Raw genomic sequence first — 24,855 nt, 5'->3', positions numbered from 1 at the left:
TTCCTGTAACGGATGACCCATACTAGAAAACATTTTAGCTAAGGAGTGATGAAAATGGCACGTGTTTTATTTATTAATGCCGGTTCGGAAGGACATATCAATCCAACTATTGGAGTTGTGCAAGAGCTTATTTCGCGCGGCGAAGAGGTAGTGTACTTTACGATAGAGGCTTTTCGAGAGCGAATTGAGAAGACGGGAGCTACTGTACGAACGTTGGATGGTCAAAAAGTTATAACAGCCTTTATGTCGGGTGGAAGAAATTATTTACTTGAAAGAATTAACGGTCTTTTACTTACGGCAGATATTGTTATACCTAGCGTGCTTGAACAGATTGAAGGAGAACATTTTGATTACATCATCCATGATTCCATGTTTGGTTGTGGACGTATACTTGCCCAAATCCTTAAGCTTCCGGCAATCAATTCTTGTACTTCCTTTGCGCAGACAAAGGAATCATTCGATAAAATGTTGGAACAGCTTTCTAAAAACATTCCTACAGAAGTGGTTATAGAAATAAACGATGAATATCAAAGCCTGACGGCAATGGTGAAGGAAAAATATGATGTCGAGATTGATTCTCCTTATGAAGTTTTTTGCAATCCGGCACCACTTACAATCGTTTATACAACTAGGGAGTTTCAACCTTTTGGAGAAGCATTTGACCAAACTTACAAATTTATCGGTCCATCCATCTCTACACGATTCATTCAAGAAAACTTTGACATTACCTCAATCCAGGGAAAAAGACCAATTTATATTTCACTGGGTACGGTTTTTAACCAAGCCATTGATTTTTATAAGCTTTGTTTTAGGGCATTTGGGAACACTGATCATACCGTTGTCATGTCGATTGGGGAAAAAGCTCAACTATCTGATTTAGGGGAGATCCCTAAAAACTTCATTGTAAAAAATTATGTTCCACAAACGGAGATACTGAGGTATACTAAATTGTTTATTACACATGGTGGAATGAACAGTACCCATGAAGGTCTCTATTACGGGGTTCCGCTCATTGTAATCCCACAAAGCGCGGATCAGCCGATCATTGCCAGGCAAGTTGCCAATATCGGTGCCGGTATTAAATTACAAATGGATGGCTTGACAGCGAATCAACTACGTGAAGCCGCAAATCATGTGTTAAGCAGCCCATCTATCCATAATGCTGTTTCAAATATCAGGGAATCGTTTCAAAAATCGGGTGGATATCACCAAGCTGGTAATGAGATTTTTGAATTTAAAAGTAAATATAATATTAAAATATAAAAGATTCTCTGCTGAGTGTGAACTCACCAGCTCCTTACAGTGCCCTATATACTCCACATAAGTCGAGGCTGTTGTAAAGTTTGGATTTAAATAAATAAGTAAGAAATAGGAGGTCCATCGATGGACAATAATGATATACTAATTCGGTTGCGATATGCGCTAGAAATAAAAAATAAAGAAATGGCAGAGATCTTTAAACTTGGCGGTGTGGAAGTAACCGTACCAGAAGTAATACAAATCCTTACAAAATCAGATGACGATTATGAAGATGACTATCAAATAAAGTGTAATAACAGTATGTTCGATTCATTTTTAAATGGATTTATTATTTTTAAAAGAGGCATACAAGAGCCCAAACCGGGACAGTCTACTACACCGGAGCCGGCTTCACCAAAAAGCGCTAACGTTAATAATCTCCTATTAAAGAAAGTAAAAATTGCCCTATCTTTAACGACCGAGGATATGTTGGAAATATTCGAATTGGCTGGAATCAGGGTATCAAAAGGAGAACTCAGTGCTTTGTTAAGAAAAGAAGGGCATAAAAATTATAAAGAATGCGGAGATAAATTCGCTCGTAATTTCTTAAAAGGACTAGCGATTAAATACAGGGGTTAATGCACCAAAGGTGATAAGATGATACATACGTACAGGGGTAAGACTATTCGTTTTGAAATAAAGTACAAAAACCGAACATCCATAGGAATGACGATCGATAGCTATGGAAATCTAGAAGTCCAGGCTCCGAAAGGGACTCCTGATGAGAGAGTGCTTCAGTTATTAGAGCAAAACTGGGAACATATTCAGCAAAAGTTAAAAGAGATGCAGGATAGGCTTCATGGACCCCAGAAAAAGCTCTATGAGCCTGGTGAGAGTTTTCTCTATTTAGGAAACACTTATCCTATACAATTTTGTGAAAACAAAAATATTAAGCAGGACTATGTGGTGTTTGAAGGAGAAACGTTACACATCTATGTGAAGCAGCTAGAGGATGAGATCATAAAACAAGCTCTAAAGCGCTTCTATTATCAGCAGTGTAAAGCACTAGTTGAGAAGAGTATCAGCTCCTATCAAAGCCACTTTAAAACAAAACCACGTTCTATACGGATCACGGATAGCAAAAGTACCTGGGGAACCTGTGATTCAAGACAGCAGTTAACATTTAATTGGAGGCTGGCAATGGCACCACGTGAAGTCGTTGACTATGTAGTCGTTCATGAAATGTGCCATATGGTCCATCTGAATCACGACCGCTCTTTTTGGCGGCTTGTTGGAAAAATAATGCCCGATTATAAGGAAAAGGAAAACTGGCTGGCATTATCAAATTGGAAAATGACTGTATAAAAGTAATTTTCTTGTTAATTTTCACCAGTACTCCAATATTAAATAAAGCATCTGCATTATGCAGGTGCTTTTTAACATAAAAAACACATCTTCCCAAATTGCAGAAAGATGTGTCATTTGTTTAAACCTAATTACCAATTAGATGTAGACAAAAGTCTAAATCGGCCTGTAAATGACTTTTCATTAGCATTTCAGCTTTTTCACCGTCTCTTGCCTTAATGGCTTCATAGATTTCTTCGTGTTCATCAATGAGATGGGGACGGTTGTAAAATACAACGGTTTTACGGAAAAGATAAATCGTAGATTGCATCCGGTCAATAATATCAATCATAACTGGATTATTGCTGGCGTTAACAATAATTTCATGAAAGCGTTCATTAGCACGCATGATCTCTTCGACTGTACCTTTCCTTCCAATCTCAACACAGTTATACAGAGATTCCAGTTCGTCTTCCTTCAGATAGGATGCTGCACATTTTGCTGAAAAGCCCTCCAATAGAATGCGGACTTGAAACATATTTCTCAAATCCTTTTCGGTAGGCTTAACCACCCTCTTATTCACAATAAGCCCTTCTTGTTCTAATTTACGAATGGACTCACGTATAGGGGTCCTACTCACACCTAATTCAGCAGCAACCTTTTCTTCAACGATCTTGGTCCCTCCAGGAAGCTCTCCATTTAAAATCCTATCACGAATAATTTCATAGGATTGATGGAAAGCAGGACGAGAACGATCACTTCCTAACAAAGATTTCACCTCAAATATGATTTCACTACTTAAAATTATCTTACCAAATTTAAAGACAAAAAAATACCAAATTCATCTTATACCCATAATTTAGTATACACTAAATAAATTTTTGTATACAAAAATAAATAAAATTGTATACAAAATAAAAAAGTTAGTATACAATGACAAATGTAATCACTAATTGAAAGCGGTTGCGATGGTTCTGAGAGACGCAATTAGCTTATTGTATATTAAATGAAAAGAAATCAAGGAGGAATAAAGATGGAACGAAAAGTTGGCTTTATTGGACTTGGAATCATGGGAAAACCTATGTCATTTAACCTTATGAAGGCAGGGCATACACTGACTGTTTTTGATCTTAATCACGAGGCGGTAAATAGTTTAGTAGAGGCTGGAGCAGCAGTAGCAGCATCACCTAAAGAAGTGGCAGAAAAAAGTGATGTCATTATTACCATGCTGCCAGCTTCCCAACACGTGAAACAAGTTGTTACAGGTGAAAATGGCATTTTAGAAGGAGCAAAAGATGGTTCCGTCATCATTGATATGAGTTCTATTACTCCTGAAGTATCAAGAGAACTTGCAGCCGAAGCAGCGAAAAAAGGTGTAGGAATGCTTGATGCACCTGTAAGCGGCGGGGAACCGAAAGCCATTGATGGTACGTTAGCCATCATGGTTGGCGGTAAGGAAGATGTTTTTGAAAGCGTTCAATCCGTTCTTTACGGCATGGGAAAGGATGTAACCTTAGTAGGTGATAATGGTTGTGGTGTAACGGCAAAACTTGCTAATCAGATTATTGTAAACCTTAACATTGCCGCTATGTCTGAGGCACTTGTATTAGCAGCAAAGGCGGGTATTAATGTTGAAAAAATGTACCAGGCCATCAGAAGCGGGCTTGCAGGAAGTGCAGTGCTCGATGCAAAGGTCCCAATGATCTTAGACCGGAACTTTGTTGCAGGTGGCAGCATTGCTATCAATATGAAAGACATAACCAATGTAATGGATACAGCCCATGAAATCGGTGTTCCATTACCGCTATCAAGCCAATTATTAGAGATTTTCCATGCGTTAAAGGTGGATGGAAAAATAAAAGACGATCATGGCAGCATTGTTAGGTATTATGAAAAACTTGCAAATGTTGAAGTAAAGAGGGTTTAAAACATGAATGAGACAAAGCTCGTATCCGTAGAAATTCTTGAAACTCTTCCTGAAGTAAACCGTGTACAAGTTGATCATTTGCTTACGGAAGCACTAAAGACTTTGAATAAAAAAATTATTGTCCTGGATGATGATCCAACGGGTGTACAAACAGTCCATGACATTTCAGTTTTTACAGATTGGTCGCTTGAAAGCATTGAACAGGGATTTAATGAAGAACAGTCCATGTTCTTTATCTTGACCAATTCAAGAGGGTTTACAGCAGAAGAAACTGAGAAGGCCCACCGTGAAATGGCGGAGAATATTCTAACAGTAGCTTCGAAATTAAACCGGGAATTCATGATTATCAGCCGTGGAGATTCAACTTTAAGAGGCCACTATCCTTTAGAAACAAATGTTTTAAAGGAAACGATTGAGACTGCTTCTGATTTGAAAATTGATGGCGAAGTAATCCTGCCTTTCTTCAAAGAGGGAGGGCGCCTTACCATTAATAACATTCACTATGTTCAGTACGGTGAGGAGCTTGTACCTGCCGGCGAAACAGAATTTGCCAAGGATCGCACCTTTGGTTACACAAAATCTGATTTAGGCGAATGGATCGAAGAGAAGTCTAATGGAGAATTTACTGCTGAAAATACATTATATATTTCACTTGAACAGCTTCGTTCATTGCAGATTGGAAAAATAACCGAACAGCTTCTTCAAGTGGACAATTTTAATAAAGTAGTAGTCAATGCGGTTGATGAGGCGGATGTAAAAATCTTTACCATTGCTTTAGTACAGGCTATCAACGGCGGTAAGAACTTCTTATTTAGGAGTGCAGCCGCTCTTCCAAAAGTTATCGGAGGAGTGAGCAATAAACCGCTGCTCACTAGAGCAGAATTAGTGGGAGAAGAAACAGGGAATGGCGGATTAATTATTATTGGTTCCCATGTGAAAAAAACGACCGAACAGCTGGAAGAGCTTAAAAAGTTAAGTGCCATTGAATTTATTGAGTTTAATAGCCATTTAGTTTTACAGCCTGAAGCATTTCAGAAAGAATGTGACCGGGTAATTGAAACAACTGAAGCTCTTATTAGTTCCGGTAAAACCGTTGCTGTTTATACCAGCAGAGAGCGTCTTGACCTTGGGGAAGGCAAAAAGGAAGAAGAATTAAAACTCTCCGTTTCGATTTCAGATGCGGTCACAAGTATCGTCACTAGATTACAAGTTAGACCGAACTTTCTCATTGCAAAAGGCGGGATTACCTCAAGTGATGTTGGGACAAAAGGCTTGAAGGTGAAGAGAGCAACAGTCGCTGGTCAGATTCGTCCTGGTATCCCGGTGTGGAGAACAGGGGCTGAAAGCAAGTATCCTGGTATAGCTTATGTCATTTTTCCAGGTAACGTAGGGTCCAAAACAGATTTAAAAGAGGTTGCTGAAATTTTAAGCGGTAACTAGAATTTCTAAAAGGACGCCAATTATGATTGGTTGGCATCCCCTTAAACAAAGGAGAAGATGGAGAAAATGCCAATAGTATATATCTGCATAGGGGTAGCATTATTACTATTATTGATGGTGGTTTTTAAGTTAAACGCATTCATCTCGTTGATTGTAGTCGGATTGCTCGTAGGTATAATGGAAGGAATGTCACCAGTCGAAGCGATGACATCCATTACAACCGGTTTGGGCGGCACCTTGGGAAATCTAGCTTTAGTGATTGTATTTGGGGGTATGATTGGGAAACTGATGGCTGATTCCGGAGGTGCTCAGCGAATCTCTGTTACCTTAATCCGTGCATTTGGCAAGAAGCGAGTGCAGTTAGCAGCTGTTCTTACTGCATTTGTTGTTGGAATCGCTTTATTTTTTGAAACAGGCGTTGTTGTTTTAATTCCATTAGTATTCACGATTGCCGCAGAAGCGGGTGTTCCCATCCTATACATTGGAATGCCGGTTATCGCAGCGTTAATTACTATGCACGGCTTTGTGCCGCCGCATCCAGGGCCAACTGCGGTTGCGGGCATCTATCAAGCAAACCTTGGTAAGACATTATTATATGGGATTATCATCGCTATTCCTGCTGTTATTATTAGCGGACCATTATATACGAAGTTATTTAAAAAGGAAGATTTAGAAGTAGAGATTCCAAAAGGTCTTTTTACACCAAAACACTTTAAAGAAGAAGAAATGCCGGGATTTGGTATTAGTATGTTTACTGCTCTTATTCCAGTTATTCTTATTGCCTTCCAGGCTATTGTAGAAATAGTAGCACCAAAATCAGGTCTTTTACCTGCTGCTCAATTTTTAGGTAATCCTGGTGTTGCGCTATTAATTTCTGTAATCGTTGCCATTTTTACATTTGGTCTTAACCGTGGTAGAAAAATGCCGGAACTGATGAATTCACTTACAGCATCGATTAGTAGTATTGCAGTAATTTTATTGATTATCGGCGGCGGCGGTGCATTCAAACAAGTATTGATTGATAGCCATGTCGATAAATACGTTGCCCACCTAATGGAAGGATCATCGATCTCTCCGTTAATCCTAGCATGGTTAATTGCCGCAATATTACGTGTCGTTTTAGGCTCTGCTACTGTCGCAGGTATGACTGCTGCTGGGATTGCGGCACCACTGGTTGCAGCAACACATGTAAGTCCAGAGCTTATGGTTTTAGCTACTGGTGCTGGAAGTATGACATTCTCCCACGTAAATGATGCAGGCTTTTGGATTTACAAGGAATTCTTTAACCTTTCCATTGGTAAAACCATTAAAACATGGTCAGTTATGGTTACGATTGCTTCTCTTGTCGGACTGGCAGGGGTGTTAATCATCAATCTGTTTATTAAGTAATCAATTGAAATTATCTATAAATAATCGGAAATATGAAAATACTAAAATGAATGAAATTACAAGTATCCGTAAAAAAGAAAGAAGGCAACTCTCACTAGTTGCCTTCTTTCTTTTAAATTATCAGTTATACCTTAAAGATTCACCATAACAACCTTTTTTTCGTTCCCCTCATAAAATTGCTTAATGGCCTGGTCCGTGTAAACCCAGCCCTTCCAGCCAATGTGAATAGTATCCTTCATGAAATATGGATCATATTCGTGGCCTGAGAAATCGGCAACTTGGAACCCTTCAGCCTCTATTTGCTGTTTAATCCGTTCATAATAAGCAGTACGTCCTTGTTTAGGAAACCCAGTATAATCATAATAATGCCCATTGACCGGGACAGAGATGAACAGAGGCTTTGCTCCGGATTGTTTTAATACATCTAGGACAAGCTGGAAGTCTCCGTATTCTTTCGACTTTCCATAGGAACGATTAATGTCTTTATTTTTAAAAGACGGCAAGAAACCTTTAATTTTATTATATTGCGAGTTTACGATATAAAAATGATTGTTCGTTGCCCGCTTGGCACCAAATTGATCCGCTTCCTGCGCTAACTCGTTCCACGATTTATTTCTAACTTTCGGGGTAAGGTCCCGATGACGAGAAAAACCGCCGGCCAATGAGTAATATAAATCTTTTTTCTCTAGCAAATGCCGATAGACAGCAGCAACAGGGCGAAGAACACTGGCTTCCCGCTTTGTCCATGGATCATTTGTGATCTCAGCTTTGTAGAGAGTAGAGAGAATAGGATCGTTTTTAACAGATGAATAGGTTAAGAGGCGCTTAATGGCCTTTTTCTTCACCTCTGAATCAATTTGGTTATTAAAAGCAAAATCATATCCTTGCAGGGAAGAATAATTAGGTACAAAATGCGATTCATCTGCTCCTAGTGGATTAAACCATTGTGGAGACAACACAAACACGATTTTCTTATCCTTTAGCTGATTAATATGTTCGGAAAAATTTAAAAAATGAATCAGTGATTCGGTTCCGCCTCGGCCTATCAGGAAAGGTGTGAAGCCTTCATGGACCTCTTTAAAATAGTTAGAAGGATGAAAACGATCCAGCCTAGCCAGTTCCGATGAACCATAGATAGGCAAATATCGGCTATCCGCAAGCATTTTTTGCTGTATATACTTCCCTTGAAACATGAAAGGATTTAATTCAGTTGCTGCTTGGCTGATTCGGTTTTTCGGAATCAGGCTCTCAATCCACCGATCTGGAATGATCACAAGGATAGATAAAACAAAGAAAGCTAGAAAAAGCGGTATAAATACAGGTTTTCTCATTTAAAATCAGCCAACTGAATGGCGATATTATTCGGAGTGTTCCAAGTATCCCGGTCAAACTCAGTAATTGGGACAGTAATGCCAAAGCGCTCTTCTACTAAAACTAGTAACTCCACTGTCCCGAATGAGTCTAATAATGAGGAATCAAATAAATTAATATCCGGATTTTCCTTTACTACCTCGTCTTGACAAATTTCTGCTATTAACTCAATTACTTGTTCTTTAAATTCCATCGAAATCATGCTCCTCTTTGAGTAAAATGTCCCGAAAATATATAAAATCCAAAGCAAATAAAGTGGAAGGTAATCACAATACTAACGACCCGAGTGAATCTAGTTTGCGGCCACCATTTATGCTTTTTATTAAACTGCTCGAACGTATTGTAGCTGACCATCAATAAGGCATGATAAATTCCATAGAGAATATATTGAATCTCAAGCCCATGCCAGAAACCCATTAACAGAAATAACAAAATATATCCGAGGTTAGAGGTAATGTTACGGTTTTTAATCCACTTCTTTTTCGTCATCCAAAAAACAAACCGCATGTAAACATAATCTCTAAACCAGAAGGAAAGGCTCATATGCCATCGATTCCAAAAATCTTTTATATTCCTGCTGATAAATGGCAGATTGAAGTTTTCCGGCGATTTGACCCCCATAAAATAGCTGACGCCAATGGCAAATGCACTGTAACCTGCAAAGTCGAAAAATAAATAAAAACTATACCCATACATATAAAAGAGCTGGCTTTGAAAATGACTTGTCGCAATAAATCTTAAGTTTGGAATGAAAAAATGATTAATAGAATAGCCAATGATATATTTATATAAAAAGCCCAAGAATATTTTGTTAATGCCATCATATAACAGCTGTTTATACTGCTCAGCTGTTACCTCTGCTTTTAAATCTTTGTCAAACCGACGGTACCGGTCAATTGGGCCGGATGAAATAGTCGGGAAGAATAAAATGAAATAAAGCAAACTAGCAAGGGGGAGTCTTTGTTTTATTAACCCGTCCCTTGTTTCCATAATCAATTGTGTTCCTTTAAAAGTTAAGTAGGAAATCCCCAAAAAGGACATCCAGTTAGTATCTGAAAAGTAAGGTAGCAATTTATAAATCGTTAATGGAAGAATTGAAGCAATTACGGCAAAGGAAAAAACCCAGCCGCTGTTTGCTTTTTTTCGATAGGCTATATACCCTTCAATTAAGAGAACCTGCCAAGATGTAAAAAGGACCAAGGCAAGCGCACTAGCTGGCCTAGATGAAAAAATAATGGCTAAAACGATAACCGTTACAACCATGTTATATGATTGAAATCTCTTCCCTTGTAAACCAAGGATTATAGTTGGTGCTAAAAGAATCACTAGAATGAAAAAGAAGGTAAAAGAACTGTAAGGAATCATAGCAGTACCTTATCTCGAATTTGTTTTCGATCCACTTTTCCATTCGGTGTGATTGGCAATTCCTTGTGATACGAGAATTTCCGCGGGATCATATAGGCTGGCAGGACTAATCCTAGTTCCTTTTTTATCGCACCAGTAAGCTGAGATTCTTTTTCAAAATTATGTTCCGCTGGAATAATCAAGACGGAAAGGTATTCTATTTTATCGTCTTGATAAATAGGGACGACAACTGCTGATTTCACATATTTCGATTTTGCAATATGGTATTCGATTTCCTCAAGCTCCATCCGATACCCATGTAATTTGATCTGATAATCTAATCTCCCTTTATAAAAAAGTAAACCTTGTTTGGTGAAGCCGGCATCACCGGTTCGGTAAGCCTGCTGTCCATTATAACTGAAAAAGGCTTTATCGGTGAGTTCTGGCTGTCCTAAATAGCCTTTACTTACACTTGGTCCTACAATGATAATTTCTCCTTTTTCTCCGTCTGGTACAGGCTTATTATCTTCATTTAATAGGATAATTTGCGTATCTGATTTTGCTGCTCCTACAGGAAGAGTTTGATATTCCTGTATCGCTGACTCGGTAATTTCTAAAAAAGTAACCGCGACAGTCGCCTCTGTCGGACCATAGGTATTAAAGATTTTTGCGTTAGGGAACCGTTCTCGCAGCTGCTTGCAAACCAAAACCGGCAAAATTTCGCCGCAGAAAAGAAATACTGAAAGTTGTGGAAGCAGGTGATCATTAAACGATGGGTCCATCAAACACATTTGGACAAACGATGGCGTAGAGGTCCATACTTCTGTTTCGGATCTTTTTAACTCTTCAAATAAGATCTTTGGCCTAGCGATCATTTCTTTTGTAATACCAAATAATGTGCCACCACTTGCCAAAGCCGGGTAGAGGTCCATTACCGAAAGATCAAAGGAGAAGGGAGCTTGGTTTAAAAAGCGAAGTCCGCCCTTAATTGGGAAGTCTTCCATCATCCAGTCCACGAAGCTTTGCAAATTGTTGGCAGTTATCTGAACACCTTTTGGGTTTCCCGTACTTCCTGATGTATAGATAATATAAAAAACATCATGGTCCTTAACCCAATTGGATGAACCTATTGAGTATTGTTTATCTATGGCCTCAGGGGTTACAACTCTTATTAATGATTCTTCCATCGGAAACTCGAGTCCTGACACATTAATTAATAATTCCGCGTTAGAATTCCTGATTATTTTTTCCACTCTTTCTAATGGAATAGAGGTATCAACAGGAATATAGGGATGACCAGCTTTTACACTTCCAAGGAAGGAAATTACCATTTCCGGTTCCATATGTCCATAAACCAAAATAGGTGAGTGCTCTTTGAGGCTATGTGCCATAATGAAGCCTGCTAATTGATCAGATTTTCGCCAAAGCTCACCGTAGGTAATCTGTTTAGTAGGAGAGATAAAAACCAATCTTTCTGGTTGTAACCTAGCATTGTTTTGAATGGCTTGTAACAATTTCATTTTGGGATCCCCCCGTAATTAAAAATCATTGTAAATATACGAACCTGCACTTGCGTCATTGAAGCCATACATAAAAAACAGTAAAAGAAGAATAAGCAAGTAATACAAAAATCTACTGGCCCATCTAACTTTCTCCTGGTAAATGAAACTCTTTATTTTATCGAGCATAATGATACCCCGCTATAAAAATAGTCAATTGTAACTATAATCCTATATTTTACGTAATTATCATAATTCGGATTGAAACTCTTTGCATTAAGATTTAATGAAAAGAAAATTAATTTTTAATTTATTTCTTCAAAGATTAAAAGGAAGTTTCAAATTGACCGATTATGCTATATAAAAATCAGGGTGTCCGTGAGATGTGGACAAATGTATTTCGATGGTGCCTGACACCAAAAAGGAGTAAAGTGGATAAGGTAAAAAAGAAAGGAAGAAGGTTTTATCGTTGGAGAAGCTGCAACAAGGAACGACGGCCTTTCGAAGGGCTAATTTTGCGCTCTTTGCCGGAGGGTTTATTACCTTTTCGATTCTATATGATGTCCAGCCTTTACTGCCAATCTTTACAAAGGAATTTGATGTCACGGCGGCGACGGGGAGTTTGGCCTTATCGGTAACCACGTTTACGCTTGCTATATCCATGTTATTTATTAGCTCTTTATCCGAAGCGTGGGGGAGAAAGCCGATTATGTCGGCCTCGTTACTCCTCTCTTCACTAATCGTGATTATCACAGCCTTTAGTCCGACATTCAGCTCGTTACTTGGGTTTCGTATACTGCAGGGAATAGTGCTCGCAGGCCTTCCTGCGATTGCAATGGCCTATCTTGGTGAAGAGGTGGATTCTAGGAGTCTTGGAATTGCGATGGGCATATACATCAGCGGAAATTCGATTGGCGGAATGGCTGGCAGAATTATTACCGGGTCGATTACAGACCTGTTTTCTTGGCGCATTGCCATGGGGACTATTGGTGTCATCAGCTTAATCCTAAGCTTCTGGTTTTGGTTTCACCTGCCAAACTCTCGTTACTTTGCACCTAAGCCATTAAAGCTAAAGGCACTAAGCAAATCGCTGGTTGGACATTTAAAGGATCCAGCTCTTTTGTGTTTGTTTTGTATCGCATTTATTTTAATGGGAAGCTTTGTTACCCTATATAACTATATCGGCTTTGAACTGCTGGCACCACCGTATCACTTAAGTCAAACCATTGTGGGCTGGATTTTTATCGTCTATCTAACTGGAACATTTAGTTCGACTTGGATGGGGCGTCTTTCGGATTCTCTAGGCCGGAAAAAGGTTTTATGGATTGGCCTCGTTATTATGGCAGCGGGGGCCATAGTAACCTTAGCTTCACCATTAGTGTTAAAAATAATCGGAATTGCTGTTTTTACGTTTGGCTTTTTCGGAGCACATTCAATCGCCTCGAGCTGGGTGGGAAGGCGGGCGCGAACTGCGAAAGCACAAGCCTCGTCGCTTTATTTGTTTTTTTATTACTCCGGTTCGAGTATTGCCGGTACAGCGGGCGGCTTTTTCTTTTCCAACTTTGGCTGGAAAGGGGTAATTGGTTTTATCATCTGTTTGCTTTTGCTGGCTTTTCCATTATCACTCAAGCTTTCCTCTGTGACGGAGAGCCCAGTACAGGCTATGAACTGATTCGTTTAAAAAAGAACCTTTCGGACAAAGAAAGGTTCTTTTTCGTCCTCCAACTATTTTCCCTGTTTTTATATTGTTAAAGTCTAAATTTCAAAAATATGAGTATTATTTTAAAAGAAGAAAGGGGAGGGGATATAGAAAATGACGAAATCGATTGGGATCTTAGGTGTCGGCCAGGCAGGCGGAAATATTGCAGAAATCGCAGGATCGATGGGCTTTCAGGCCGCACTAATAAATACAAATCAACGTGATGGTACAGTTAATACAAGGGTTGAAAAGAAGTACTTTGTCCCAGGCTACAGCGGAGCCGGTCAGAATAGGTCGATTGGGTTAAAGGCAGTGAAAGAAAATTATCGAGAGTTAATTGACTTTGTCAAACGGTCTTTTAAGAATATTAAACTGTTATTAGTGGCCTTCTCTACAGATGGCGGAACAGGGTCAGGAATGAGTCCGCTCCTAATAGATATATTACTGGACCAGCTGCCGGGCATTAACATTGGTGCGATCGCGGTGGTCCCAGACCGTAACGTGCTGGCGGGAAATCGAATCAATGCCACAGCCTGTATCGAGGAGATTTCGAGAATCGAGGCTCTGTCTTCCGTATTCCTTGTTGATAATGATCAATTGCGGAAGGCTAGTCCCCAATCAAGTAAACATCAGATCTACCTTTCTTCCAATAATCAAGTCATGGATGCCATTAATAATGTGCTGCAAGTAACGAAGAAGAGTTCCTTATTTGGAAATTTCGATGAAACCGATTTAATGAATATACTAAGTACAAGAGGAGTTACGATTATCTCATCAACCACCCTCACAGATGCAAGAACAACCGCTGATGTCTCAAGTAAAATTCAGCAATCGTGGATAAACTCCATATTCTGCCCTGTTGAGTCAACTGGGGTTATAAGAGCGGGATTAATCTATGAAGGACCTGAAAGTATGGCAAAACTAATTAATGTTCCATCCATTTTTGAAAGGGTTGGAGAACCTCTTGAATTATTCGAAGGAACGTATATTTCAGAATCAGACCCAACAATTACAACTGTACTAGCAGGACTTTCCTTTCCGGCGCGGCGTTTAAAGACATTAGAAGATCTCCTTGAGAAAAATAAAGACCGCCTCCAGCACCTGGTTAATAAGGAGCATTCCCAACATTATGAGTCGCAAAGTTCCTGGGCCTCTAACTTAAAAGCGCGGACGCAGGAGAGAAAAGAAGGTAACGTTACATCCAAATTAACTAAATATCAAAAATAACCGATAGGTCAGCCTTCCGTTAGGGGGGTGGCCTTTTTTTGCTGCTTTAATTGGGTAATTGTTCCTCAATTTGGGAAGACTTTATTTAAATGGTTGCACGCAGGTATCAAGCGGAAAACTAGTAGCTACTGCCGTTTTTACGTTAAAATTAAACAATAGACAAATTGTCTTTTTTTTAATAAAGGAGAAATGAACGATGTGGGAAGAAGTGGTTTCAAACTTTGCCTCTATGCTGGATTGGCAGATGTGGGCAGATGTGTTGTCCTCACCAAAGGCGTGGGGATTAATTTTATCTTTAGCGGTACTGGAATGTATCTTGTCTGCTGATAATGCCTTGGTTTTATCAGCCTTTGTAAAACCTTTGCCAAAGCAGCAGCAAAAGAAGGCTTTGGTTTATGGACTTTGGGGAGCTTATATATTCCGGTTTATTTTTATCGGACTAGGAACATTTTTAATTAAACTATGGTTTATTAAACTAATTGGTGCGCTCTATTTACTCTGGCTGGCTGTTAAGTTCTTTATGGACAAGCTAAAACCTAAAGAAGATGGAGATGAGGAAGAGGAACGTAAACCGAAGGGCTGGTTGACCCAAACGTTTGGTGTATTCTGGGCAACGGTTATTAGTGTCGAACTAATGGATTTGGCCTTTTCAGTTGATAGTATCCTTACTGCATTAGCGGTTTCCGATGAAGTTTGGGTTGTCTTACTTGGCGGTATGATTGGGATTCTCTTGATGCGGGGGGTTGCGACCTTTTTTATCAGTTTAATGAACAGGGTCCCAGAGCTTGAGACGACTGCGTATTTCTTAATTTTGTTTATTGCCATTAAAATGGGACTTACCCTTGTTGATACCGAAATCCCTAATGAGATCTTTATCGTTGTTTTGGTGGTCGCCTTTGTTATAACATTTATCGTGCATGGTATACGCAAGAACAGGGCTGAAAAATATTCACATTAAAAGAACTTGGTTGGTATTGACATTATAGGAAGTAAAACTCAATATGGAAATATAAGCAGAAGAATAAAGTATAGGTTCTTCTGCTTTTTTAATGCACAGGTATTTCAGGACTTGCTAGATAATTAGGGGATATTAAAATGTTAAGTTTATTTCATTTAAACCTTTCAGAGTGGATATGGTTAATAGTCGCCGCTGTTTTAATCGGTTTTTCGAAAACGGGAATCAGCGCTTTTTCCATGCCGGTAATTCCAATCATTGCTTTAATCTTCGGTGGAAAAGAGTCCACTGGAATGATCTTGCCTTTATTAATTATTGGGGATCTTTTTGCGATTTATTATTATAATCGCCATGCTGACTGGAAGGACATAAAGGCTTTATTGCCATGGGTAGCTGCTGGACTATTATTAGGATTGGTCGTGGGTGAGTATACCAACGACGCACAATTTAAAATGATTATCTCTATTTGTGTTATTTTATGTTTAATTATTTTAGTCTATATGGAGAAAAAAGGGGAGGGTGCTAAGGTTCCCAAGGGTAAATGGTTTTATGCCCTAACCGGAATCCTTAGTGGTTTTGCCTCAATGATCGGCAATGCTGCAGGACCCATCTTCAGTGTTTTTTTATTAGCAAAAGGCTTCAAGAAAGATAAATTTTTAGGCACAACCGCTTGGTTTTTCTTCATTGTTAATATTTCGAAGGTACCAATGCAGGCTTTGGTCTGGCATAATATACATTTAAAAACGCTGTTGTTTAGCCTGATGATGATTCCGGCGATTGCTGTGGGTGCCATTATAGGTGCGTTTTTAATAAAGAGGATTAATGAAAAGCCATTTCGTATTATTATTTTAATAGTTACTGCTTTATCTGCAATCAGATTAATATTCTAAAAGGTTTAATTAATAGAAGAAAGACTAAGGCGCTTTAAGTACCTTAGTCTTTTTATTTCAAATTTTATCCTTTATAAACATACAACGTATCTCCGCCGCCAGGTCCAAATGATGTTTGACTTTGTGAGCTAGAGTCCGATTGCCATTCACTGCTCGGAACCTCTACACAATTGTCTTTAATCCACTGTGTCACCGATTGACTTTGTTCAAGTCCCCTTCCGCCGCGTCCAGAGATTAAGAAATACTTAACATAACCGGCTTTGGCTAGTTCTTCTAACTTTGCAGGAGTTAAAGCAGGATCGCTGCCTGAAAAACCGCCCATCGCCATAACAGCATAATCGGTATTAAGAATATATGGTGCTGCTGACTGCGTGCTGTCAGTAGCTAAGAAATATTTTTCACCGTTATAATTTTTTTCTAAATAAGAAAGTAAGCCTGTGTTTAATTGATTCTTAGAGTCCATTCCTTTACCACCGATATTCGCTGGTGCACTTGCAGGAATACTAGCACCCTCCTGATTAGTAGGTGGTGTCATATTCTCAGCATCTTGATTTTGTGATACTCCAGGTGCAATGTTACCACTTGTACCTTGCATGCCTCCAGGGAAGCTCATGTTGCCTGCCATTCGGCCGCCGCCCATGCCTCCCATGCCTGAACCTAGTCCTGCAATCGGAGTGCTTGCATTATTTGGTTTATTAATAGTAACCCCCGTCCAGTATAGCGGCAAAATCAATAGAGCCAGCAGGGCCGCCATTGGCAGAGCAGGGGAAATGGCTTCTTTTTTCATCTGTAGAACCATCAGGATAAAGAGGAAAGCCCCAACAAGAACAGTTCCGATTACCAAGATTTTTGATTGAGAGTTTTGGTTAAGAATTAATGATTCAAATAGGAAAGTAACCAGGATCCCTGAAGGCAGAAGCCGAGACTTCCATCCCTCTTTGTTTGTAAAAAAGTTCCATAGTATTGTCCAGCCAATTCCTACTAATGCAGCAATGGCAGGTCCCATCATACTTAAATAATATTGATGGAAGAACTCGGCGATGCTGAAGAATACCATCATTGGAATCAACCATGCCAGCCAAAAGGCTGCAAATTTAAGGCGTAAATCAAATTGCTTTGATTTCAGGTATTCCGCAACTAAACCAATTACGGCAAACAGGATAAATGGTAACAGCCAGCTTATTTGCCCGGAAAGCTCAGTTGAGAATAGACGTAATGGACCGGTACTGCCCGTGCCAAACATTCCACTTGTTCCGCCGCCTTTTCCGTCCATGCCTCCATCTTGGAAGTTTGGCGGAGTGCCAGCCCCCGTTGTCACTTGGCTGGTAGACGAACTGTCAGTTCCTGTTGTTCCCTGGGCTTGGCTAGCAGCTGTTCCTGATTGATTTTGCCCAGTCTGATCATTACTAGTATTGGTTGATGAGCTATTATCCTGCTTTTGAACCCCAGTAGAAGTTCCACTATCCTGTCCCAACAAACGTTGAATCCCATTATAGCCAAAAGCTAGTTCCAAGACGGAATTGGTCTGACTGCTTCCGATATATGGACGCTCACTGGCTGGAACAGAATCAACCACTAAAGCCCAAGATAAAGAAACGCCCGCCAACACAACCGTTGCCGCTGCTAAATGCAGCAATCTCTTCTTCCAGTTTAACTTAACGGCTATCCAATAAAACAAGTAAATGGCTGGGATGACCATATAGGCTTGCAGCATTTTAATATTAAAGCCGACGCCGATTAAGAAAACACTTAGAATTAACCAGCCGAGCTTTTTCCTGTCTACAGCTTTCATTAATGCCCAAGTGGCAATTAAAAGGGTCACAATTAAAATACTGTCCACATTGTTAGTTCTTACAACAGCAACAAAGATGGGTGAACACGCAAGAACTAAACTGGATAGTAAGGCCGCTACGCGCCCAAATTTTGGTTTTACAAGGATATACATTAGGTAAACCGAGAATACCCCGGCCAGTGCTTCCGGCAGTAATACACTAAAATCACTAAGTCCAAAGATCTTGGCACTTAAGGTTTGAACCCACAGTGCCACAGGCGGCTTATCAACGGTGATGAAACCTTCAGGATCAAACGACGCATAGAAAAAAGCATGGAAATTCTGCATCATACTTTTGACTGCCGCCGTATAGTAGGTGTTTGATCCGGCATTGTTCAGATTATAAAAATTTAAACCTGCCGATAATACGAGAATCCCGACTAGGAGATAATCAACTCTTTTTTTAATTGTTTTCATTTGGTTACCTTCCAACTGTTATTTTTTTAAAGTAATCGGTTCTTGTCTTACGCTTTTTATTTCATCCATCCCGTAGTGGTCACGGACAATATATAATGGCCGATTCTTGGTTTCATCATATATCCGCCCGATATATTCCCCCATAACTCCTAACAAAATAAGAACAAACGAACTGAAAAACAACTGAATGATGATGAGAGAAGACCATCCGGGGATCGTTGCTTCGGTGAAAATTTTTAAATAGAACACGTAAAACATATAAATCAAACCGGTAATCGCGAGCAACCCTCCCGCATAACTTGCCAATTTCAGAGGTTTATAGGAAAACGATGTAATCCCGTCCATTGACAGCTTCAACATTCTTTTTAAAGGATACTTGGTCTCGCCTGCGGCCCGTTCATCGCGTTCATATTCGATTGCGGTCTGACGGAAGCCGACCCAGCTCGCCATTCCCCGAACAAATCGATTTTTTTCATGAAGCCCCTTCATTTGCTGGACGACTTTCCGGTCCATTAAGCGGAAGTCCCCGGTATCAAGCGGTATATCAATATCCGTCATCGAGCGGAGTGTCCGATAGAAAAGGGAGGCTGATTTCTTTTTAAAAAAACTTTCGCCCTTCCGTGAAAGCCGCCTGGCATAGACGACTTCATAGCCTTCCATCCATTTTTCAATCATGTCTAGTATCAGTTCCGGTGGGTCCTGCAAATCGGCATCAATAATGACGACGGCCTCTCCTTGTGCATAATCAATCCCAGCTGAAATCGCTACTTGATGTCCAAAATTCCGCGAAAAGTTAATGAGTTTGACTCTTGCATCGGTTATCCCAATTTCAATCAGTATTTCTTCCGTTCTGTCTTTGCTGCCATCGTTGATAAATAGCAATTCATAGGGGGCATCCGTGGAGTCCATCACAGTAATCAAACGCTGATAGGTTTGCTGGATTACCTCTTCTTCATTAAAAACAGGCACAATAATCGAATATTTTATATTTTTCACCGTTTCAATTCTCCTTTCAAAGATATGATGAGAAACAATTCCGTGCTATCTGCCTTTACTTTAACGGTTTAAACTTAATTATTTCTTAAAGCCAGGAAAGTTTAATTCCTTTTTACCTCAAAGCCTCTTTATTTTCTGCTTCTTCCTAATAACAGTAATAGGAGTCAGTACCAGACAGTAAACTATTAATGGACATGGTCTTTAGCGGAGGTGGTGATAAGAAAAACCAGCAGCATATCTTACTAGTTTGATAGTTATTATTATTCATTGTCCGTTTTTTCAAGATAGCTGCAGCGTTACAGAAAAAACATTAATAGGGGGTTCAGCAAATGAGGAAATACCTGCAAAGATTAGGAAGTTCGTTGATGTTACCGGTTGCGGTCCTGCCGGCAGCAGCGATATTAATGGGTATCGGATATTGGATTGACCCGACCGGTTGGGGTGCAGACAGTCCTCTGGCCGCTTTCTTAATTAAAGCTGGCAGTGCGATTATCGATAATATTCCGATTCTTTTTGCAGTCGGTGTTGCCTTAGGGATGTCAAAAGAGAAAGATGGCTCTGCCGCACTGAGTGGTCTGGTTGCCTTCTTGGTTGTGACTACATTGCTTTCAACAGGCACAGTAGCGCTCTTAGAAGGGGTTGATCCAACTAAAGTCGATCCATCATTTGAAAAAGTCAAAAATGCTTTTGTTGGAATCATCTCCGGTATTGTGGCCTCCAAGATGTACAATCGTTATAGTCATGTGAAATTACCGGATGCATTCGCATTTTTCAGCGGTAAACGGTTGGTCCCAATTATGACAGCTATTTCAATGCTGGTTGTTTCCGCGGTATTATTCTTTATATGGCCGCCAATTTATACGGCATTGGTTACCTTTGGTAAAGCAATTAGTGATTTAGGTGCTGTTGGTGCTGGCCTTTATGGCTTCTTTAACCGCCTTTTAATTCCTACCGGATTACACCATGCCTTAAACTCAGTATTTTGGTTTGATGTGGCCAACATTAACGATATCGGAAACTTCTGGGCAAGCAAGGGGGAAAAGGGGGTAACCGGTATGTACCAGGCCGGATTCTTCCCAATCATGATGTTCGGGCTGCCTGCAGCCGCTTTAGCTATGGTTCATACGGCTAAAACGAAGAAGCGAAAGCAAGTCGCGTCATTAATGTTAGCCGCCGGCTTTGCCGCCTTTTTTACAGGTGTGACGGAGCCGATTGAGTTTGCATTCATGTTCTTAGCTCCTATGCTTTATCTTGTGCATGCTATCTTAACAGGTCTGTCATTGGCAATTGCAGCAGCGTTCCATTGGACAGCTGGGTTTGGGTTTAGTGCCGGACTTATCGACTATGTGCTAAGTTTTAAAATCCCAATTGCTAATAAGCCATATATGTTAATCGTTCAAGGTTTAGTTTTTGCGGTTATTTATTACTTCTTATTCCGTTATATTATTGTTAAATTTAATTTAATGACTCCTGGCCGCGAAGATGACGAAGATGAGGCTGTGGAAGAGACCGCAGGCGAAAGTAAGTTTGCTTCAATGGCAGCGATCATTTATGAAGGATTGGGCGGTGATGAGAACGTCGTTTCAGTGGATAACTGTGTGACCCGCTTAAGATTAGAAGTGAAGGATATGAGTAAGGTCGACCAGAAGAGAGTCAAATCGGCCGGTGTACCGGGAATTAACATTGTTGGTCCACAAAGTATCCAAGTTATTATCGGTACGAATGTTCAATTTGTCGCCGATGAGGTTTATAAGCTAAGGAAAGAGAACTAATAAAGAGTGCCGCTTAGATTGATTTTGTATCTAAGCGGTTTTTTTAGGTCTTCTTTGTTAAAATAAATGGAAATAGAGAACTTAGGAGTCACCTATGAAAGAATATTACTATGATAAATTACTTAATATTAAAACCCTCGGCGACCAGCAGGGATTTAATAAGTCCATGCATTATCATCGTTACGAGCCCACACCGTACAGTGCACTAGAGGAACTGTTTCGCCATTATGGGATTCGTTATGACGAGCATATTGTGGACTTTGGATCTGGTAAGGGACGGCTCAATTTTTATCTTCATTATTTCTATGATGTTAGAGTTGTTGGGGTTGAAATGAATGAAGACCTTTATGATGAGGCACTGCAAAATCAGAAGCGTTATGTGAAAAAGACTGGGAAGGACAAAATTCAATTTGTTTGCTGCCTGGCAGAAGAGTATGAAATCAGCAGCTTCGATAATCGTTTTTATTTTTTTAATCCGTTTTCGATTCAAGTGTTTCGAAGAGTAGTTAATAATATCCTGCGCTCTTTAGAACGGAACCCAAGGGAAGTAAAACTGGTTTTATATTATCCGTCTGAGGATTATATTTACTTCCTAGAACAGGATACTGCTTTTGAGTTACAGAAGGAAGTAATCTTACCGTATGTTTACGAGCATAATCAGAATGAACGGTTTTTAATTTATCGGCTAGTGCTGTAGATAAGTGTAAAATAGTAGAAATGGTGCCTGCCACCATTTACAATCTCTCCAAGGGAGTTATAGTGATGGAAAGTATTACGGTTGTTTCTCTTTTAGATGTGATTAGTGAGTTGTTTTCGGAGGAGATTTCGATTGCGGTTTCTAATACTCGGGAATATATTTATTTCCGGCCGAGTAAGCGGGTTGATTTGAAGATCAGGGCGGGGGATCCATTGAAGGAGGGGACGATAGCCTATAAGGCGATCCATTCAAAACAAAAGATTTCCGAGTTTATAAATCGGGACCTATTTGGCGTCCCTTATCACGGTATGGCGGTTCCTTTCTTTCATGAAGGCAGGCTGGAAGGTTGTGTGACCGCAATTTATCCTGCTTTAACGAGCGGAAAGCTGGTCGTGACGATCAAAACAGAGGATGGCTGGATACCGGTTCCTTTTTCTCAAGTGATCTATATCGAAGCCAAGGATAAAAAAACGTATGTTACCACTATGGAACTTAGCGGTACACATAAGTACTCTTTACAGGAATTTGAGTTCCATCTGCCAAAGGATTATTTTATCCGTTGTCATCGCTCGTTTATCGTAAATGTAAATCATATTAAAGCGATCTTTCCTGACACTCACTCTACCTTCATCTTGTCGATGGATAACTGCGACAAAGTCCCTGTGAGTCAATCATATTCAAGTTATTTTCGAAGATTGCTAGGTTTTTAATTAGATAAGAAAGAATAGAAGTTTGTGACTTTGAGAATTGTCTAGCTCCAGCGCCTAGCCCCTCGATGGTCTACAGCCAATCCGTCCAAAAGGTTAAAAAGCAACCTTTCGGCCAGTTCGTCTTATGCTTGGCTACAGAAAGCTATCGCTTTCTGTACGCATTAAGGGCGACTAGTCTTTGACCCTGCTTTCGCCGGCCAGTCTAAAAGTCGCCCTATATCGGGGCTGACCAAGTCGCTTGCGCTTTTCTTAGTAAATACTGTTTGAGAACGTAATAATGCTGGTTTATCTGAATTTTCCGTAATTTATCCTGGAAATCTCTATTTTATAACCTTTATCGGTTACAATTATCTCAAAATTCACTTAGGGGAGTGGAGATCGCATGGAAAATTATGTAGAGCGGATTCGTGATCAGCATTTGTTAAATCGTATCGTAACACCAGAAGAGGCGGCTTCATGGATAAAAGATGGGATGACTTTGGGGTTAAGCGGGTTTACACGTGCTGGAGATGTGAAAGCGGTACCATTCGCTTTGGTTAAACGTGCTGAAAAGGAGACATTTAAGGTAAATGTGTATACGGGTGCGTCCTTGGGTTCTGATGTTGATAAGTTGTTTGCAGAGGCCGGGATTCTTGGAAAAAGACTTCCCTTTCAGGCTGATCCGACCATGCGGAATAAAATTAATAATGGGGAAATGATGTTTGTAGACCAGCACCTATCACATACGGCGGAATTAGTAAGAGCGGGTGTAATGGAGCCTGTCGATTTTGCAATTTTGGAAGCGTTCTCTGTGACGGAGGAGGGAATGGTGATTCCAACAACTTCGGTAGGGAATTCCCTCTCATTTGCGTTAAATGCTAAATCTATTATTATAGAAATTAATTTGGCTCATCAAGTCAGTCTTGAAGGTTTGCATGATTTATACGATCCTGGGAAGCAAGGCGAGCGCAGCCCGATTCCTTTAACAAAGGTAGATGATCGAATTGGAACCATCGGCATCCCGGTGGATATGGAAAAGGTGAAAGGGATTGTGTTTACAAATCAGCTAGATTCTCCGTCGACGATTGTTCCGCCTGATGATGAGACTGTCGTTATGGCGAACCATTTGATTGAGTTTTTGCGGACGGAAGTGAGGACAGGAAGATTGACGAAACGGCTTGCTCCATTGCAATCCGGGATTGGTTCGGTGGCTAATGCTGTCCTGCACGGCATGCTAGATTCGGAGTTTACTGACTTAGAAGTCTATTCAGAGGTATTGCAGGATGCTGTATTTGACTTACTTGATGCCGGTAAGGTGAAATTTGCTTCATGCTGTTCCATTACCCTTTCTGACGGAAAGATGAAGGAGGTTTACGGGAACTTTGAAAAGTATCGTGACCGGTTAATCATGAGGCCGCAGGAGATATCAAATCATCCAGAAATCATTCGCCGTCTGGGGTTAATTTCGATTAACACAGCTTTAGAATTGGACATCTATGGGAATGTGAACTCTACCCATGTTCTAGGAACTAAGATGATGAATGGGATTGGCGGCTCAGGGGATTTCGCACGTAATGCCCGTTTAGCTATTTTTGTAACAAAGTCGATAGCAAAGGGTGGAAGGATTTCAAGTATTGTCCCGTTTGTGTCCCATGTTGATCATACCGAACATGACGTGGACGTCATTGTGACAGAGCAGGGATATGCAGATCTGCGTGGATTGGCACCAAGGGAGCGAGCGGAGTTAATAATTGAGCGTTGTGCTCATCCGTTGTATCGCGAACAGCTGCGCGAATATTATCAAGAAGCACGAATGAGAGGCGGACAAACTCCTCATGTTTTAGAAAAAGCATTATCCTGGCACATAAACTTCTCCGCGAATGGAACGATGAAATTACCGGTTGGCCAAACCGTATAATATAAGTACAAACAGTGCTAAGAGTAGTATGGGTGACAGGCACCACAGATGGACAAATGTCCATCCGTGCTGCCTGTCACCTTTTTATTATCTAGATTTACGTGGATTTATCCTAGAAAAGGGTACAAACCTAGAGCCTGTCTAATTTGGGTTACATATCATGAAGTACAGTCATACAGAGAGATAAATGGAAGGGAGGGACAAGTGCTGA

22 protein-coding genes are annotated in these 24,855 nt (G+C 40.2%); 14 read left to right on the top strand and 8 right to left on the bottom strand.

What is annotated here, in order from left to right; translation table 11 throughout:
- Nucleotides 1–54: 54 nt before the first annotated feature.
- The 3 genes from AAHB15_RS20635 (at nt 55) to AAHB15_RS20625 (ending at nt 2,604) form a co-directional block, all read left to right on the top strand.
- Nucleotides 55–1,263, top strand: a complete 1,209-nt coding sequence (locus AAHB15_RS20635) for a macrolide family glycosyltransferase (protein WP_335574335.1) — start codon at nt 55–57, stop codon at nt 1,261–1,263.
- A 120-nt stretch (nt 1,264–1,383) separates the two neighbouring features.
- Nucleotides 1,384–1,878 (top strand): DUF1456 family protein, encoded by a 495-nt coding sequence (locus AAHB15_RS20630; RefSeq protein WP_335574336.1) that lies wholly within the window; start codon nt 1,384–1,386, stop codon nt 1,876–1,878.
- An 18-nt stretch (nt 1,879–1,896) separates the two neighbouring features.
- Entirely contained in the window at nt 1,897–2,604 is a 708-nt protein-coding gene (locus tag AAHB15_RS20625; protein WP_335574337.1) for a M48 family metallopeptidase, read from the top strand.
- Nucleotides 2,605–2,731: 127 nt separating this feature from the next.
- Here the strand turns inward: AAHB15_RS20625 and AAHB15_RS20620 are convergent, their stop codons facing one another.
- Nucleotides 2,732–3,352: a GntR family transcriptional regulator gene (locus AAHB15_RS20620; RefSeq protein ID WP_342043213.1), complete on the bottom strand. Its 621-nt coding sequence runs from the start codon at nt 3,350–3,352 to the stop codon at nt 2,732–2,734.
- 264 nt (nt 3,353–3,616) lie between these two features.
- On the opposite strand from AAHB15_RS20620, the gene garR reads away from it, so the two are divergent.
- The 3 genes from garR to AAHB15_RS20605 all read left to right on the top strand — a co-directional run bounded on the left by garR (nt 3,617) and on the right by AAHB15_RS20605 (nt 7,339).
- Nucleotides 3,617–4,510 carry a 2-hydroxy-3-oxopropionate reductase gene (garR, locus tag AAHB15_RS20615; RefSeq protein ID WP_342043212.1) on the top strand — a complete coding sequence of 298 codons (894 nt, stop codon included), beginning with the start codon at nt 3,617–3,619 and terminating at the stop codon, nt 4,508–4,510.
- 3 nt (nt 4,511–4,513) lie between these two features.
- Nucleotides 4,514–5,950 carry a four-carbon acid sugar kinase family protein gene (locus AAHB15_RS20610; protein WP_335574340.1) on the top strand — a complete coding sequence of 479 codons (1,437 nt, stop codon included), beginning with the start codon at nt 4,514–4,516 and terminating at the stop codon, nt 5,948–5,950.
- Nucleotides 5,951–6,016: 66 nt separating this feature from the next.
- Nucleotides 6,017–7,339, top strand: coding sequence for a gluconate:H+ symporter (locus tag AAHB15_RS20605; RefSeq protein ID WP_098531162.1), 1,323 nt, complete (start codon nt 6,017–6,019; stop codon nt 7,337–7,339).
- A gap of 131 nt (nt 7,340–7,470) precedes the next feature.
- Here the strand turns inward: AAHB15_RS20605 and dltD are convergent, their stop codons facing one another.
- From dltD to dltX, 5 genes are read right to left on the bottom strand one after another with little or no spacing between them, the layout of a single operon-like run.
- The gene (dltD, locus tag AAHB15_RS20600; protein WP_342043211.1) at nt 7,471–8,670 is read right to left on the bottom strand and encodes a D-alanyl-lipoteichoic acid biosynthesis protein DltD; all 1,200 of its coding nucleotides are present in this window, start codon (nt 8,668–8,670) and stop codon (nt 7,471–7,473) included.
- The gene (dltC, locus tag AAHB15_RS20595) at nt 8,667–8,903 is read right to left on the bottom strand and encodes a D-alanine--poly(phosphoribitol) ligase subunit 2 (RefSeq protein ID WP_144567131.1); all 237 of its coding nucleotides are present in this window, start codon (nt 8,901–8,903) and stop codon (nt 8,667–8,669) included. Before dltC ends, dltD begins: the two co-directional genes overlap by 4 nt.
- Nucleotides 8,904–8,908: 5 nt before the next feature.
- Nucleotides 8,909–10,075, bottom strand: coding sequence for a D-alanyl-lipoteichoic acid biosynthesis protein DltB (dltB, locus tag AAHB15_RS20590; protein ID WP_342043210.1), 1,167 nt, complete (start codon nt 10,073–10,075; stop codon nt 8,909–8,911).
- Complete coding sequence (dltA, locus tag AAHB15_RS20585; RefSeq protein ID WP_342043209.1) at nt 10,072–11,574, bottom strand: D-alanine--poly(phosphoribitol) ligase subunit DltA; 1,503 nt, start codon at nt 11,572–11,574, stop codon at nt 10,072–10,074. Before dltA ends, dltB begins: the two co-directional genes overlap by 4 nt.
- An 18-nt stretch (nt 11,575–11,592) precedes the next feature.
- Nucleotides 11,593–11,742, bottom strand: a complete 150-nt coding sequence (dltX, locus tag AAHB15_RS20580; protein WP_144567134.1) for a teichoic acid D-Ala incorporation-associated protein DltX — start codon at nt 11,740–11,742, stop codon at nt 11,593–11,595.
- Between the two features lie 280 nt (nt 11,743–12,022).
- Here dltX and AAHB15_RS20575 point away from each other — a divergent pair, with 280 nt between their 5' ends.
- The 4 genes from AAHB15_RS20575 (at nt 12,023) to AAHB15_RS20560 (ending at nt 16,324) form a co-directional block, all read left to right on the top strand.
- Complete coding sequence (locus AAHB15_RS20575) at nt 12,023–13,225, top strand: MFS transporter (protein WP_342043208.1); 1,203 nt, start codon at nt 12,023–12,025, stop codon at nt 13,223–13,225.
- Between the two features lie 141 nt (nt 13,226–13,366).
- Entirely contained in the window at nt 13,367–14,479 is a 1,113-nt protein-coding gene (locus AAHB15_RS20570; protein WP_342043207.1) for a cell division protein FtsZ, read from the top strand.
- Between the two features lie 196 nt (nt 14,480–14,675).
- Nucleotides 14,676–15,437: a TerC family protein gene (locus tag AAHB15_RS20565; protein WP_335574345.1), complete on the top strand. Its 762-nt coding sequence runs from the start codon at nt 14,676–14,678 to the stop codon at nt 15,435–15,437.
- A gap of 137 nt (nt 15,438–15,574) precedes the next feature.
- Complete coding sequence (locus AAHB15_RS20560; protein ID WP_335574346.1) at nt 15,575–16,324, top strand: sulfite exporter TauE/SafE family protein; 750 nt, start codon at nt 15,575–15,577, stop codon at nt 16,322–16,324.
- A gap of 64 nt (nt 16,325–16,388) precedes the next feature.
- Here AAHB15_RS20560 and AAHB15_RS20555 read toward each other — a convergent pair whose 3' ends face one another.
- Nucleotides 16,389–18,572, bottom strand: a complete 2,184-nt coding sequence (locus AAHB15_RS20555) for a glycosyltransferase family 39 protein (protein ID WP_335574347.1) — start codon at nt 18,570–18,572, stop codon at nt 16,389–16,391.
- Nucleotides 18,573–18,590: 18 nt separating this feature from the next.
- Entirely contained in the window at nt 18,591–19,568 is a 978-nt protein-coding gene (locus AAHB15_RS20550) for a glycosyltransferase family 2 protein (RefSeq protein WP_342043206.1), read from the bottom strand.
- Nucleotides 19,569–19,897: 329 nt separating this feature from the next.
- Between AAHB15_RS20550 and nagE the strand changes: the two genes are divergently transcribed.
- The 4 genes from nagE to AAHB15_RS20530 all read left to right on the top strand — a co-directional run bounded on the left by nagE (nt 19,898) and on the right by AAHB15_RS20530 (nt 24,644).
- On the top strand, nt 19,898–21,340 hold the full coding sequence (gene nagE / locus AAHB15_RS20545; protein ID WP_335574348.1) for an N-acetylglucosamine-specific PTS transporter subunit IIBC: 1,443 nt from the start codon (nt 19,898–19,900) through the stop codon (nt 21,338–21,340).
- A 94-nt stretch (nt 21,341–21,434) separates the two neighbouring features.
- Nucleotides 21,435–22,037, top strand: coding sequence for a class I SAM-dependent methyltransferase (locus AAHB15_RS20540; protein WP_342043205.1), 603 nt, complete (start codon nt 21,435–21,437; stop codon nt 22,035–22,037).
- Between the two features lie 65 nt (nt 22,038–22,102).
- Complete coding sequence (locus AAHB15_RS20535; RefSeq protein ID WP_335574350.1) at nt 22,103–22,747, top strand: LytTR family DNA-binding domain-containing protein; 645 nt, start codon at nt 22,103–22,105, stop codon at nt 22,745–22,747.
- Between the two features lie 382 nt (nt 22,748–23,129).
- A complete protein-coding gene (locus AAHB15_RS20530; protein WP_335574351.1) occupies nt 23,130–24,644 on the top strand; it encodes an acetyl-CoA hydrolase/transferase family protein in 1,515 nt (504 codons plus the stop codon).
- The last annotated feature ends 211 nt before the right edge of the window (nt 24,645–24,855 follow it).

The organism is Bacillus sp. OTU2372 (genome assembly GCF_038440275.1).
GTDB classification, from domain to species: domain Bacteria; phylum Bacillota; class Bacilli; order Bacillales; family Cytobacillaceae; genus Neobacillus; species Neobacillus bataviensis_B.
This window is presented reverse-complemented; position numbering and strand designations above follow the sequence as displayed.